We start from the raw sequence: 14,536 nt of genomic DNA on the forward strand, positions 1-14,536 counted from the left end.
CTTCAATGACGGATGCGCGGATCGAGCAGCGCATAGGCGAGATCGATCAGCAGATTCATGACGAAGATCGCGAGCGCGGTGACGAGAATGGCGGCGAGCACCACATTGAAGTCACGTTGCAGGATGGAATCGATCATCAGCTTGCCAACGCCGGGAAAGCCGAAAATGGTTTCGACGATGACGGCACCGTTCAACAGGCTGGCCGCTTGGTCGCCGATGACGGTGATGACGGGGAGCATGGCGTTGCGCAATGCGTGGAGGAAGATGATCGGCCCGGACTTAACGCCCTTGGCGCGTGCCGTCTTTACGTAAGCCGAAGAAAGAGCGCTGATCATCGAGCCGCGAACCACCTGGACGATGATGCCGAAGGGGCGAACGAACAGCACGCCGATGGGCAGGATCCAGTGCAGGAGAGAACCTGTGCCGGATGTGGGAAGCCAGGCAAGGTTCACCGAGAAAACCACGATTGCGACAATGGCGAGCCAGAAATCCGGTACGGCTGCACCGATCAGCGAGATCACCGAAGAAAGGCGATCGAAAAAGCCGCCGGCGCGGAATGCGGCCAGCGAGCCGACGACGATGGCAGCGCCGGTCACCAGGGACATGGTGATGGCGGCAAGCCAGAGCGTCCACACGAAAGCTTCCAGAACCACGTCGAGTGCCGGGCGTGCCTTGCGCAGGGACTCGCCGAAATCGCCGGTTACGACGTCGCCGACATAGCGGGCAAACTGAACCATGAGCGGATCGTTGAGGCCGTGGATCTCGCGAAATTGGTCCTTCATTTCCGCCGAGGCTTCGACGGGAAGGAACAGCGCAGCAGGATCTCCCGTCAGACGCGAGAGGAAGAAGACCATCACGATCAGCCCGATCAGGGAAATCAGGCTGGCCACGGCGCGTTTACGAATGAAGCTCATCATTGTGCCCCTCGATTGCATAGGGCGGCGAGATCGTCCCGCCGCCTTGATTGCCTCACTGGCGGATCTGATGATCGCCAGAACGGTTCACTTAATGCCGATTTCCGAAAGCTGAAGCATCGAGTTGGTCGCCATGGTGGGCTTGAAATCCAGGCGTTCGGAAACGCGCGAGAAGCCGACCATGTGGAAGAGCAGCACGTCGGCCACCACTTCATCATGCACATAAGCGATCGTCTCAGACCAGAGCTTGGCGCGTTCGTCGCCAACGGCAGCGGAGGCGCGCTTGATCAGATCGTCGACCTTGGGATCGGAGAAGCCCGACTGCGTGCCCTCGGTTGCATATTTGAAGAACATCGAGAAGGACGGGTCACCCTTGGAGTTGTCGTGCATGGCGGCGACAAGCTGCGGGCCGCGACCCTCCTTGAACGGCTTGGAATAGTAGCCTTCATGCTCTGCGACCTCGACGAACTTGAGATCGATCTTGAAGCCAACTTCCTGCAACTGGGCCTGAATGGCTTCCATGATCTCCGTCACGTTCGGGAAGTTTGCGGAGCGCGCGATGATGGTGATCGGTGTCTCGACCTTCACGCCTTCCGCCTTGGCTTCCTCCAGCAGTTTTTTCGCTCCTTCCGGATCGTAAGGGAAGACCTTGACGTCCGGGTTCCAGCCGAGCGTCGGCGGCGGCACGATTGCCGTTGCGAGCAGCGCGCTGTCTGGAACCAGGGTGCCAAGGAACGCCTGACGGTCGATAGCCATGTTCAGGGCACGGCGGACGCGCACGTCGTTCATCGGCTCGATATTGTGGTCGATGCGCAGATAGACGGTCTCGCTGTCGAGATAGGAGAAGTCGGTCTTGGGGTTTGTTGCGTCGAGCTGCGAGATGGAAGGTGAGAGGTCGGCCTCGCCGGCCTGAACCATCGCGGCACGCACGGACGGGTCTGCACGGAACAGATAGGTCGCTTCCGTGACCTGCGGCTTCTGGCCCCAATAGTCATCACGTCCACTCAGAACGATCTGCTGGCCCGGGGTCCAGTTGGTCAGCTTGTAGGGGCCGGTGCCGATCGGTTCGCGGATGAATTCGAGCGGCGTTTCTTCCGGAACGATCGTGACCAGCGACATCAAGAGCGGCAGGATCGGCTGAACCGGATCGGCGCTGAAATCGATCGTATGCTCGTCGACGACGTTCGCGGTGACCGTCATCCCGCCAAAATAGCGGCGGGACTCACAGGCATTCTTGTCGCTCATGATGCGGTCGAAACTATGCTTGACGTCCTTGGCGTCGAAGGTCGTGCCATCAGAGAATTTCACCCCCTGGCGAAGATGGAAACGCCAGCTTCCGTCCTCGTTCTGCTCCCACTTCTCGGCAAGGCGGGGAATAACGCCCTTGTTGCCGCGAACGTCGAGTTCGGTCAGGGTTTCGCTGACATTCTGCATGATGACGCGGCCGATATTCGAGCGGGTCGCCATGCAGGGCTCGAGCAGATCGGCTTCCTCCGCCAGCACGATCTTGATCGGCCCTGATGCGGCAAAGACGGGCGACATGGTAGAGCTCAACAGGAGCGCACCCAGGATAAGCGTTTTCTTCATTGCATTCTCCTCCCTAGAAAGTCTGGTTCAGTTCGACGTGTTGTCAGATCCGAATTTTCCGGAACGCGCGGCAATCAATGCAGCGCAGCATATGAGCGCACCTCCGCCGATGGTGGTCAGCGCGACAGTTTCGCCGAACAGGGCAAATCCGCCGAAGGCCACAAGCGGCAGGCGCAGGAAGTCCACCGGCGCTACGACGGTCGCCGGCGCCAGCGAAAAGGCATGGGTCATCAGCCCCATGCAGGCGGTGCCGACCGCGCCCTGAAGCGCAAGCAGCCCCATCTCCCTTGGGCCGGGAATGGCGAAGAAGGGGATGGCGAGCAGCAGGGCGATCGGCACGGTCAAAAGAAGGTTCCACACGACGAGCGTCGACGTTGCGTCGCCTTTCGACATGGATTTGAGGATCAGCTGGATCGTTGATTGAAGCATGGCGCCTGTAAGCGCCAGCAAGATCGCCAGCGTGAAGCCCGTTCCCGACGGGCCGATCACCAGCATGGCGCCGGCAAAACCGAGGGCGACCGCTGCTAACATCGCCGGGCCCGGTCGCTCGCCGAGCGTCAGGGCTGCACCAAGCACGACAAAGATTGGAGAGGTGAAAGCGATGGCCGTCACGTCGGCCAGCGGTCCCCAACTGAAGGCGGCAAACAGCGCGACCATTGCCAACAGCTTGAAGGCGGCGCGCAGGGCGTGCTGACGCATCGGGTGCGTCGTACGAAGAACGGATGGGCGCAGCGCGATCCAGGGAAGAAGGATGAGCGCGCCGAAGAACGCGCGGAAAAATCCGATGACGAAAGGGTGCACCGCACCGCTCAGCGCCCGCACGATCACGGCATCTGTTGCTGCGAGCGTTGCTGCTCCTGCTGCAAAGACGACGGCCGTCGTAGCCTGATGGCGGCTGCTGGCGTTGTACATGAAGGTCCTCCGTCCCCGGCATCCTCGCGTCGGGTTGTCGTGACCATCTAACTTTCGAGGAAGTTTGTCAAATTATTTTGCTATGTAAAATTTATATGCGATTTCATTTCGCCAAAAAACTAGGTATCATCAATATGATAACGCGTTACAGAACGTTTTAATAGCAAGCCAAATAACATTAATAAACTTGACAACTTCAAAAATTGGTCGATTTTCGAGCGTGACAGGAGGGCCTAAATGCATCCCGATGAAATCGCTCGCAACATGAACGGCGTGCTTCGATCCGTGTCCCCAGGGCGCGACGAAGCCTTACTGCCTTCGCCAATGGTTCAGAACCACGCGGCATTCCTGCACTTGCTCGATGACGGCACGCTCGTGTGCGCCTGGTTCGGTGGAACGCTCGAGGGCAAGTCGGATATTTCCATCTTCGCTTCGGTACTGACGGAAGGCTCGATGACCTGGGGACCGCCCCAGCGCCTGAGTGACGATCCTTCGCACTCGGAGCAGAACCCGGTGTTGTTTTCCGCGCCGGACGGAGCGCTCTGGCTCTTTCATACTTCCCAGCCTTCCGGCAATCAGGACGAATGCCGGATCCGCATGGCTGAGGTGACGCGCGATCCAGCGGATCCGCAAAAGCTCGTCGCCAAACAAGGTCGCCATCTCGATCTGCCGCGTGGTTGCTTCGTCCGCGCACCCGTTGTCGTTCGCGATGACGGAGCGTGGCTCTTGCCGATCTTCCGCTGCGTGCAGCGGCCCGGCCAGAAATGGAACGGCAGCCACGATACGGCAGCTGTCGGAGTATCCATGGATGGCGGCGAGAGCTGGCACCTCGACGATATCGACCAGTCCACGGGCTGCGTGCACATGTCGCCCGTAGCCCTCGGAGAGAATCGATATGCCGCTTTCTTTCGGCGCCGGCAGGCCGATTTCGTCTACCGCAGCGAGAGCCACGATGGGGGGCGGTCCTGGTCCGTGCCTCACGCCACGGATGTGCCGAACAACAATTCATCACTTGCCGCCGCCCGCCTTCGCGACGGCCGGATCGCCATGATCTGCAATCCCGTTAATGCGCTCTCGTCGACCGACCGACGCGCCTCGCTCTATGACGAACTGGGCGAGGAGGATAGCCGACCGGATGCGGATCCAATCGGAGGTTGCGTTCCTGTCTGGGGTGTGCCGCGCGCACCCGTGGCGCTCTGCCTCTCCGATGATGGGGGGCGTTCCTTTGCGATGCGCCAGTCAATCGAAGATGGCCCCGGTACCTGCCTGTCCAATGATTCGACCGATGGCCGCAACCAGGAAATGTCCTACCCGTGGCTGCTCGAAGGTCCCGACGGCACCATGCATCTCGCCTACACCTATCATCGGCGCGCGATCAAATATGTCCGCCTGGCTCCCGGTTGGGACAGTGCGGCTCGACGGAGTGTTTCATGAGCAATATCATCGGAATAACCATGGGTGACCCATGCGGGGTCGGGCCTGAGATCGCGGTCCGCGCCCTGGCTGAAATGTCTCCCGAAGATCGGGATCGGACGCGGATCTACGGCAATCTGACCACGCTTGAAACAGCTCGATCCGCACTGGGCCTTGATATCGATCTTGCGCCGTTCGTGGTCGATCTGCCGATCGAAGGCGCACCTCTGCCGTGGGGGCAATTGAGCGCGGTCGCGGGCGACGCGGCTTTCCGCTTTATCGAGAAGGCAGTGCGGGACGCCGAAGCCGGCGCGATCGGCTGCATCGTCACCGCACCGATCAACAAGGAGGCGCTGAACCTCGCCGGCCATCACTATGATGGTCATACCGGCATGCTGCGCAGCCTGACCGGTTCGAAGGCCGCCTATATGCTGCTCGCCTCCGATCGTCTGAAGGTCATCCACGTATCGACGCACGTCTCGCTGCAGGAGGCCATCAGGCGGGCGACGACCGACAGAGTGCTGGCAACGATCAGGGCAGGCGACGCGCATCTGAAGCGCATCGGTTACGCCGCGCCGAAAATCGCGGTCGCCGGCATCAATCCGCATTGCGGCGAGAATGGCCTGTTCGGCACGGAGGATGACGACCAGATCGCGCCCGCGGTCGCAGCGGCGCGTGCGGAAGGGATCGACGTCTATGGGCCGATTTCGGCTGACACCGTGTTTTATCGCGCCTATTCCGGCGCATTCGATCTGATCGTCGCCCAGTACCACGATCAGGGACACATCCCCATCAAGCTCGTCGCCTTCGATACCGCTGTGAACGTCTCGGTGGATCTGCCGATCGATCGCACGTCCGTCGACCACGGGACTGCTTTCGACATCGCCGGAAAGGGCATCGCCAACCACGGCAACATGAACTCTGCCATCGCCTACGCGCGCAAGCTCGTCGCCGGCCGTGCCACGCAAGGATGACCAAGCCATGACAATTGCTCAAATCACCCTTCATCAACCCCGCCGGCTGGCGGTCGGAGCCGGCCTCATCGGTGAAGTCGGCGCCTGGGCGGCAGACGCGCAGTCCACGCTGGTGATCGCAACACCGATAACGGCGGCGTTTGCCGACCGGCTGAAGCTTTCCGGTCGCATCACCGTGTTCGATGCAATCCCGGGGGAACCGGATATCGCGACGCTGGAGGCGGCGCTGGAGGCAGCGCGCCAGTGCAAACCTGAGCTGATCGTCGGGCTCGGCGGTGGGTCGGTGCTCGGCGTGGCAAAGCTGGTTGCCGTGCTTTGGGGTTCGGGTCAGACGCTTGGCGATGTCGCCGGGCCGAACCGCGTTGCTGGCCGCCGCACGCGCCTCGTTCAGGGCGCGACAACAGCGGGAACCGGCTCAGAGGCGGGCATTCGCTCCTTGATTACCGACCCGGCAAAGGCCAGCAAGATCGCCGTGGAGAGCCCGCACATGATCGCGGACTTTGCCGTCCTTGACCCGGAACTGACCTATTCGGTGCCGCCGGCGGTCACGGCAGCGACGGGTGTCGACGCGATGGCCCATTGCGTCGAGGCGTTCACCAATCGGCGGGCGCATCCGATGATCGACGGGTTTGCGCGAATGGGCTTCCGTCTCGTGGGCAAATACCTAGCGCGCGCGGTCAAAGACGGCTCGGATACCGAGGCGCGGGAAGGGCTTATGCTTGCGTCCTATTACGGGGGCATCTGCCTCGGCCCAGTCAACACGGCAGCCGGACATGCCATTGCCTATCCTCTTGGGACACGGCTCGGTTTGCCGCACGGCCTTGCCAACGCCATCATCTTTCCGCACGTGCTCGCCTTCAACCAAGCGGTTGCGGCGAAGAAGACGGATGAGATCGCGCTTGCGCTAGGGTTCGGCGAAGCCCTGTCCGAAGCTCAGCTTTTGAGCGCCGCGCACGGTTTTTGCAGGGGCCTCGGCATTGAAATGTCGCTTTCCGCTCACGGCGCGACGGCAGATGACCTGCCTCGCTATGCAAGTGAAGCGCACGCAAACCGCCGCCTGATGGACAACAATCCGATCGACATGAGTGTCGAGGATATTCTGTCTGTGTATCGCGCAGCCTTTTAGACGGGCAGACCTGCCTTCCCACGAAGAAAAATGCCTCGGCGGAAAGCCGAGGCATTTTTCCTTGAGGTGCAGTCAGTCTATCTGGTCGTCTGAAAAAGGCGCTCGCGCGAGCCGGTCAGGTGATCATGCATGAGTTGCTTTGCCTTCGAGCCGTCGCCGGCGGCAATCGCTTCTGCAATCGCCTCATGTTCGGCAAAGACACGGGTAAGGCCGGCGGCCTCGCGCTTGACCGATGCGCCATGGAATTTCATGCCGACGGCAATATGGTCCTTAAGGGCTTCCATGGCGGTGGAGAAATAACTGTTCTGCGCCGCGCGTGCGATCGCCAGATGGAACTGGAAATCCGCGTCCTCGCGGTGCGACTGGCGATTGGTGGCGTCGCGCATCAACTCGAGCGCCTGGCGAATGGCGCCAAGGCTGGTGGTATCGTGGCGGGCTGCGGCGGCGGCGGCGGCGGCCGGCTCGACCGTCAGCCGGAATTCATAGCAGTTCAAGAGATCCGCAACATTCTCCAGCTGTCCGAAGCCTAGCGGCTCCTTCATGCCGACGGCGCGCACGAAACTGCCGGCTCCCCGGCGCGAATAGATCAAGCCCTGGTCGCGCAGACGCCGCAGCGCCTCGCGGATCACCGGCCGCGAAACCTCGAATTCCGCTGCCAGGTCGTGTTCGGTCGGCAAGCGCTCATCGGGCTGGTATGCGCCCGATTTGATCGCGCGGTGCATCCGCTCGAAGACGACGTCGGCCAGGCTCTTGCGTGTCGTTCCGTTCTCCAGTCCCATTTGTCATCCCATATTGCGGAGAATCCTGTCCGCAATCTCCCTCAGCGTTCCCGGTTGTCCGAATCCTCCGGATTTAGCGATGATGCAACGACCGTCGGCGTGGGCCAAGCCCAGCCCTGGCATGCACTCGCCCACCAACCTGAAACGCGTGATCCCCATTTTCTCTAACACGGCTTCCGCGGTAGCGCCGCCGGAAAGAAGCAACGTGGAAGCGACCTCAGTCAGTGCTGGAAAGACGCTTTCCGCCAAAAGCCGGGACACTTCCTGCGAATTCGTCGGCGCAGCCCCTGGAACCGCCTGCACCAGAGTTATCAGGCTTCCATCTGCGATCGCATTGGCAAGTCGGCCATTTGGCGCAGGCAAGTAATGCGGCCTGCATGTGGCACGCAACTCTTCGATCTGCGCCAGCGTGATCGGATCGCGCGAACCGATAACGAAAAGTCCCGGGCCCGGTGGGATGTCGGCAGCAAACGCATCTGCACCGCCGCTCATTTGGTGGGCGAGTGCCTCGGCCAGTCCGCGCGCGCCGATCAGCAGATCCGCCCCCGATTGCTGCGACGATTGAAGCCAGTCGTTCATTTCCTGCGGGGTCGCGACATCGGGGATCGTCATGCGGCGTGCGTGCCGGCCGAGCTTTTCAGCAATCGATATCGGTATGTCGACGCCGAAACCCTGGACATGGCCGGCCTTCACTATCCGCCCGAAATCCGGAATGGCAGGCGCAAAGAGTGCTGCGTGAAAAGGTGTAACGTCGAGCTCGGCTTCTATGTTGCCCTTGAGGCGCGAGTCGACCTTCTTGAACAGGCGTGTGCCAGGCGGCAACGCGGCGAGCGCCGCCGCTGTTGCTTTCTGTGCTCTTGCGGCGTCCAATTCCCGTGAGCCAACATTGATTGAAACCACCTGCGGGTGCTCGTTCAAGGACTCAGGAATCGCTCCGACAGTGAGCGCTATCTCCGTATGCAGTCCCCTGCTGGCGAACGGGGCGGCTGCATCCAGTGCGCCGGTCAGGTCATCGGCGACAATGGCCAGCATCAAACCAACTCCGATAATTTGTTGTTATCTTTAATTCAGGCACTTTTGTTTGAAATGTCAAGGAAATTTGATTGCGATATTACAAATATGACTATGTGATGGGCTGCTGCCAAGGGAGGCGCGACATGCAGTTATAGAGGGCCGCGCTCGCTGTCGATCGTCGTAGGGCGCTCCGCCAGCGTCCGGTTCCTTACACATCCCCTGCACCTCTATTTTCACTGGCGCGTCCCTCACAAGTGCTGGCGAAGAAAACAAAAGGCACGAGCCAGCCACGCGTCGGTTCAAGCCAGCGCGTGCGGTGGGAAATTGAGATGACGGATGTCGTGTCACGACCTGAGGGGGACGTGAGATTGCACGAACCATTTCGAGGTTTTGCGCAGCCGGTGGAGTTTGATCTGAGACGCATCTCGCAGCAGCAGATCCACAGGTCCGCTCGAACAGCCGGCAAGATCGCGCACATCACATATCATGCTAGATAGTTATTGACATGTTATACCAGTTGGGAAATATATCCTCGGCGCTGGAGAGAGGCGTGGGCATCCAGCTGACCCAGGTGGGTAAGCTCAGGCATTTAAGGAGACTTCGATGACATCGATCGCGCTGTTTGGTGCCGGTGGTAAAATGGGCTATCGGCTTGCCAAGAACCTCAAAGGGTCGCGCTTCGATGTCCGGCATATCGAGGTCAGCGAAAGCGGCAGGGCCCGGCTTGCCGACGAACTCGGCATCGACTGCGTTTCGGCCGAGGCGGGTCTCACCGGGGCTGAGGTGGTCATTCTCGCGGTTCCCGATACGGCGATCGGCAAGGTCGCGGCCGGCATCGCCGACAAGCTGGAGCCGGGCACGATGGTCATCGCGCTTGATGCCGCGGCGCCGTTTGCCGGCCACCTGCCGCAGCGCGCCGACCTTACCTATTTCGTCACGCATCCCTGCCATCCGCCGATCTTCAATGATGAAACGGACCCTTCCGCCAAACGTGACTTTTTCGGCGGCATCGCTGCAAAACAGCACATTGTTTCTGCTCTGATGCAGGGCCCTGAAAGCGCCTATGCACTTGGTGAGGAGATCGCCAAAGTGATCTGGGCGCCGGTCATGCGGTCGCATCGGGTCACGGTCGAGCAGATGGCGCTGCTCGAGCCTGGCCTTTCGGAAACGGTCTGCGCCTCGCTGCTCGTCGTCATGCGCGAGGCCATGGACGAGTGCGTTCGCCGCGGCGTTCCCAAAGAGGCGGCTCGCGACTTCCTGCTCGGCCACATGAACGTGCTCGGCGCCGTGATTTTCGAAGAGACGCCGGGGGTCTTCTCCGATGCCTGCAACAAGGCAATCGAGTTCGGCAAGCCGGTACTCATGAGGGAGGATTGGAGGCGCGTGTTCGAGCCTGCGGAAATTGCGGCCAGCATTCAACGCATCACCTGACATGTGGCGGGCTTTGCCCGTCGTTTTTAGGGCGTCTTGCGCGCCCGAAAGAAGCGATTGCACCGGAGGGCCACTTTCAATGGAGGGGTGGTCGAGGAAGTCCTGTGCCTAACTGGGAGGAGAATATGAGAGTTACCCGAAGATTGATCACCGTCGGCTTCGCTGCCGTCCTGGCTGCAAGCGCCGCAATGCCGGCTTTCGCCGCCGACCTCATCGCGATCATTACGCCGAGCCATGACAACCCGTTCTTCAAGGCGGAGGCTGTCGGCGCAGAGGCCAAGGCCAAGGAACTCGGCTACGAGACGCTGGTTCTGGTGCACGATGACGACGCCAACAAGCAGTCGCAGCTTATCGATACCGCCATCGGCCGCGGCGCCAAGGCGATCATCCTCGACAACGCCGGCTCCGAAGCATCGATTGCTGCGGTCAAGAAGGCCAAGGACGCAGGCGTTCCCTCCTTCCTGATCGACCGCGAAATCAATGCGACCGGCGTCGCCGTCTCGCAGATCGTCTCGAACAACTACCAGGGTGCGCAACTCGGTGCCGAAGAATTCGTGCGCCTGATGGGCGAGAAGGGAAATTACGTCGAGTTGCTCGGTCGTGAAGCCGACCTCAATGCTGGTATTCGCTCCAAGGGATACCACGATGTCATCGATGAATATCCGGAAATGAAGATAGTTGCCCAGCAGTCGGCCAACTGGAGCCAGACCGAGGGTTACTCCAAGATGGAGACTATCCTTCAGGCCAACCCGGACATCCAGGGCGTGATCGCCGGCAACGACACGATGGCCATGGGTGCGATCGCAGCGCTTCAGGCCGCCGGCCGCAAGGATGTCATTGTCGTTGGTTTCGACGGCTCCAACGACGTGCGCGACTCGATCAATGCGGGCGGCATCAAGGCAACCGTCATGCAGCCGGCTTACGCACAGGCCCAGCTCGCCGTCACCCAGGCGCACGAGTACATCACGACCGGCAAGGCTCCGGCGGAAGAAAAGCAGCTTATGGACTGCGTGCTGATTACCGCTGACAACGCAGACAAGCTCGAGACGTTCGCGCTCTCCGAATAACTTTTCCCACGATAGCGCAAGGCGGGTCGAACCCCGCCTTGCGTCCTATGTTCATGACGGAGAATGGGAATGCCCAGGTTTCAGGCTGCATGCACACTCATGCTTGCCGGCGCTCTTGCGCTTGGCGGCTGCAAGCTCGTCAAGACCGAGGATGAGCAAAGGCAGGCGGCGGCAGGCGCGTTCAATCCCGACAAGCTGGTTGCCGATATCTGGGATGCGAAGGTCGTTCCCTACCTTGATGGTCGCGCCGGCGCCTTCCAGGAAGTCTCGGCGCTGACCGCGACCGATCTCAGTGCTGCGGCGGAAAAATACGGCCACAAGGAGAAACAGGGCAATGCGCCTTGGACTTTTGCCGCCAGGATCGACGGCGTGATCGTGGGAGAAGAAACGAAGTCACGCGCGGCCTATGTCGATGTGGATGTCGACGGCGACAGCAAAGCGGATGTGCGCGTCTCGATCGGCCCGGCAATTCGCGGCACGGCGCTGCGAGACAGCCTCAAATTCGTGAATTTCAACGAATTCAAGAACCAGATCGAATGGGCGCAGTACGGCAAGTCGTTCAATACCTATGTGAACGGCGCCCTGCTTGAAAAACTGCCGCGCGAGGGCCTGACCGGCAAGAAGATCAAGGCCACCGGCGCCTACCCTTTGCCGGCCAAGGGTCAGTTGCCGCAGTTCGTGCCGGCCACCCTAACCGTTGGAGGCTGACCATGAGCGGCATCGACGACGGCGACGTCATCCTTGAACTGAAGGAGATCACGAAGGCCTATTCCGGCATCGTGGCGCTGAAAAAGGCAGACCTCAAACTCCGGCGCGGAGCCGTAAACGTACTCGTCGGTGAAAACGGTGCCGGCAAGTCGACGATGATGCGCATCATCGCCGGCGTTGAACGACCGACGCTTGGTGAAATCTGGCTGGACGGCGAGCGCATACATCTCGACAGCCCGGCCGACGCGGTGCGTCGCGGCATCGGCATCGTCTTCCAGGAACTGAACCTGTTCGGCAATCTTTCGGTCGCCGAGAACATTTTTGCGACCCGTGAAATGACCCGCGGCATTCGCGGTATCGACCACCGCGCACAGGTCGAGAAAGCCAATGAATTCCTCAACCGCCTGGAAGCGGGGATCTCTGCCGAGACGCTTGCCGAGGATCTGCCGATCGGCCAGCAGCAGCTCGTCGAGATTGCTCGCGCAGTATCGCTCGACACGCGCATCCTGATCATGGACGAGCCCACTTCGGCGCTGAGCGCGGCCGAGGTCGACGTTCTCTTCCGGGTCATCACCGATCTGAAGGCGCGGGGTGTTGCGATCGTCTACATCTCGCATCGGCTGGAGGAGCTGATGCGTATCGGCGACTACATCACCGTATTGAAGGATGGCCAGATCACCGGCCATGCCATGGTCAAGGACATCGACACGCGCTGGATCGTGCGCTCCATGATCGGTTCGGACACCAAGGATTTCGCCAAGCAGGTCGATCACGAACCTGGCGAAGAGGTCTTCCGCACCGAGAACATCTGCCTGCCGAGGGCGCAGGGCGGCTTTGCCGTCGATCACGTTTCGATCGGCGTGCGCAAGGGCGAAATCCTGGGCATCTACGGTCTGATGGGCGCCGGCCGCTCGGAGCTTTTCGAGTGCATCATGGGGTGCCACGAACACTATACCGGCAAGATCTATGTCGAAGGCCGGGAGCTCAAGGGGCGCGATACGACCCGCCGCATTCGCAACGGGCTGGCGCTCATCCCCGAAGATCGCCAGCGCGAGGGCCTGGTTCAGTCGATGTCGATCGCCGACAATCTGACCATGGCGAGCCTCGGTCAGTTTCTGAGGGCGGGGTTCCACATCGACGTCGCGCGCGAAGCCGAGGCGATTAAGGAGGCGATCCGCAATCTCTCGATCAAGGCGAGGAACCCGGAATTCGACGTGACGTCTATGTCGGGTGGAAATCAGCAGAAGGTCGTGATCGGCAAGGCGCTCATGACCGGCCCGAAAGTCCTGCTGATGGACGAACCGAGCCGCGGGATTGATGTCGGCGCAAAGGCCGATGTCTTCCTGACCATGCGGCGTCTGGCCGGCGAGGGGCTCGCCATCCTGTTTTCCACCTCCGACCTCGAAGAGGTCATGGCACTTTCCGACCGCATCGCGGTCATGAGCAACGGCCGGCTGGTCACGGTGGTCGACCGCAGGCACGCGACCGATGAGATGATCGTTTCGGCCTCTGCAGAGGGACATAAAACCAAAAGGATGCATGCGTGATGACGACAGCAACTCAAACTGCCGCCGCCGGCAGCTTTTCCAGCGGGTCGGCGCTCCTCACGCTCATGAAGCTGAGGACATTCATCGCGCTCTTCGCGGTGATCATCTTCTTCTCGATCTTCGCGCCAAACTTCCTTTCAACCGCCAACATGATCCTGGTGACGAAGCACGCGACGCAGAACGCTTTCCTCGCGATCGGCATGACCTTCGTCATCATTACCGGTGGCATTGACCTGTCGGTCGGCTCGATCGTCGGCCTCTGCGGCATGATCGCCGGCGGGCTCATCATGTACGGCGTGGCGTTGCCGCTCGGCTATACGATGTACTTCAACGTCATCGAGGTGGCGATCATCGTCGCGGTCGTCGGCATCCTGATCGGTGCGATCAATGGCCTGTTGATCACCCGGTTGAACGTCGCCCCCTTTATCGCGACACTTGGTACCCTCTATGTCGCACGCGGGATGGCCCTGCTTTACTCGGATGGCCAGACATTGCCCAATCTTTCGGGGCGTGAGGACCTAGGCAACCAGGGTTTCAGCTATCTCGGGTCGGGCACGATCCTCGGATTGCCCGTCTCCGTGTGGATTCTCGTCGCCGTTGCGCTTGGCGCTGCCTATTTTGCCCGCTTCGTGCCGCTCGGCCGGCACATCTTTGCTGTCGGCGGCAACGAACGCGCCTCGCGCATGTCGGGCATCCGCGTCAACCGCGTCAAAATGTTCGTCTATATGTTCTCCGGCTTCTGCGCGGCAATCGTCGGGCTGGTCATTTCGTCGGAACTGATGGCCTCGCATCCGGCAACCGGTACCAATCTCGAACTCAATGCCATTGCGGCGGCTGTTCTTGGTGGTACATCGATGTCGGGTGGGCGTGGGACGATCGGCGGGACGATCATCGGCGCCTTTGTGATCGGCATTCTGTCGGGCGGATTGGTGATGATGGGCGTTAGTTCGTTCTGGCAGATGGTGATCAAGGGGCTGGTGATCATCGTCGCCGTTGTGGTGGACCAGGCGCAGCGCCGCCTGCAGCAACGGGTCACTCTCATGCAGATGGCAAAGGCGGGTTGA

Annotated in this window: 13 protein-coding genes; 8 read left to right on the plus strand and 5 right to left on the minus strand. The window is 60.8% G+C overall.

All coding sequences use genetic code 11. The features are described 5' to 3' along the window. Positions 1-2: 2 nt before the first annotated feature. The 3 genes from AC244_RS28690 to AC244_RS28700 form a co-directional block, all read right to left on the minus strand. Positions 3-917 carry an ABC transporter permease gene (locus tag AC244_RS28690; protein ID WP_053252233.1) on the minus strand — a complete coding sequence of 305 codons (915 nt, stop codon included), beginning with the start codon at positions 915-917 and terminating at the stop codon, positions 3-5. A gap of 84 nt (positions 918-1,001) precedes the next feature. Next, positions 1,002-2,501, minus strand: coding sequence for an ABC transporter substrate-binding protein (locus tag AC244_RS28695; RefSeq protein WP_053252234.1), 1,500 nt, complete (start codon positions 2,499-2,501; stop codon positions 1,002-1,004). Positions 2,502-2,528: 27 nt separating this feature from the next. After that, positions 2,529-3,413 (minus strand): DMT family transporter, encoded by an 885-nt coding sequence (locus AC244_RS28700; protein ID WP_053252235.1) that lies wholly within the window; start codon positions 3,411-3,413, stop codon positions 2,529-2,531. Positions 3,414-3,650: 237 nt separating this feature from the next. Between AC244_RS28700 and AC244_RS28705 the strand changes: the two genes are divergently transcribed. Genes AC244_RS28705 through AC244_RS28715 form a run of 3 tightly spaced genes read left to right on the plus strand, consistent with a single transcriptional unit; the run spans position 3,651 to position 6,926 of the window. Continuing rightward, positions 3,651-4,847 (plus strand): sialidase family protein, encoded by a 1,197-nt coding sequence (locus AC244_RS28705; RefSeq protein ID WP_053252236.1) that lies wholly within the window; start codon positions 3,651-3,653, stop codon positions 4,845-4,847. Continuing rightward, positions 4,844-5,800 (plus strand): 4-hydroxythreonine-4-phosphate dehydrogenase PdxA, encoded by a 957-nt coding sequence (pdxA, locus tag AC244_RS28710; protein ID WP_053252237.1) that lies wholly within the window; start codon positions 4,844-4,846, stop codon positions 5,798-5,800. The genes AC244_RS28705 and pdxA overlap by 4 nt, the downstream gene beginning before the upstream one ends. 7 nt (positions 5,801-5,807) lie before the next feature. After that, positions 5,808-6,926 (plus strand): iron-containing alcohol dehydrogenase, encoded by a 1,119-nt coding sequence (locus AC244_RS28715; protein ID WP_053252238.1) that lies wholly within the window; start codon positions 5,808-5,810, stop codon positions 6,924-6,926. A gap of 77 nt (positions 6,927-7,003) precedes the next feature. Here AC244_RS28715 and AC244_RS28720 read toward each other — a convergent pair whose 3' ends face one another. Together AC244_RS28720 and AC244_RS28725 are read right to left on the minus strand one after the other, a co-directional pair. Beyond that, a complete protein-coding gene (locus tag AC244_RS28720; protein ID WP_053252239.1) occupies positions 7,004-7,705 on the minus strand; it encodes a FadR/GntR family transcriptional regulator in 702 nt (233 codons plus the stop codon). 3 nt (positions 7,706-7,708) lie between these two features. Further along, complete coding sequence (locus AC244_RS28725; protein ID WP_053252240.1) at positions 7,709-8,737, minus strand: four-carbon acid sugar kinase family protein; 1,029 nt, start codon at positions 8,735-8,737, stop codon at positions 7,709-7,711. Between the two features lie 585 nt (positions 8,738-9,322). Between AC244_RS28725 and AC244_RS28730 the strand changes: the two genes are divergently transcribed. The 5 genes from AC244_RS28730 (at position 9,323) to AC244_RS28750 (ending at position 14,536) form a co-directional block, all read left to right on the plus strand. After that, the gene (locus AC244_RS28730) at positions 9,323-10,150 is read left to right on the plus strand and encodes a phosphogluconate dehydrogenase C-terminal domain-containing protein (RefSeq protein ID WP_053252241.1); all 828 of its coding nucleotides are present in this window, start codon (positions 9,323-9,325) and stop codon (positions 10,148-10,150) included. 125 nt (positions 10,151-10,275) lie between these two features. Beyond that, complete coding sequence (locus AC244_RS28735) at positions 10,276-11,217, plus strand: D-ribose ABC transporter substrate-binding protein (RefSeq protein ID WP_053252242.1); 942 nt, start codon at positions 10,276-10,278, stop codon at positions 11,215-11,217. Between the two features lie 69 nt (positions 11,218-11,286). Then, positions 11,287-11,925, plus strand: coding sequence for a DUF2291 family protein (locus tag AC244_RS28740; protein WP_053252243.1), 639 nt, complete (start codon positions 11,287-11,289; stop codon positions 11,923-11,925). A gap of 2 nt (positions 11,926-11,927) precedes the next feature. Next, positions 11,928-13,472, plus strand: coding sequence for a sugar ABC transporter ATP-binding protein (locus tag AC244_RS28745; protein ID WP_152976148.1), 1,545 nt, complete (start codon positions 11,928-11,930; stop codon positions 13,470-13,472). Then, a complete protein-coding gene (locus AC244_RS28750; RefSeq protein WP_053252245.1) occupies positions 13,472-14,536 on the plus strand; it encodes an ABC transporter permease in 1,065 nt (354 codons plus the stop codon). The genes AC244_RS28745 and AC244_RS28750 overlap by 1 nt, the downstream gene beginning before the upstream one ends.

Origin of the sequence: Ensifer adhaerens, assembly GCF_001270265.1 — a bacterium.
In the GTDB taxonomy this organism is placed as follows: domain Bacteria; phylum Pseudomonadota; class Alphaproteobacteria; order Rhizobiales; family Rhizobiaceae; genus Ensifer; species Ensifer adhaerens_B.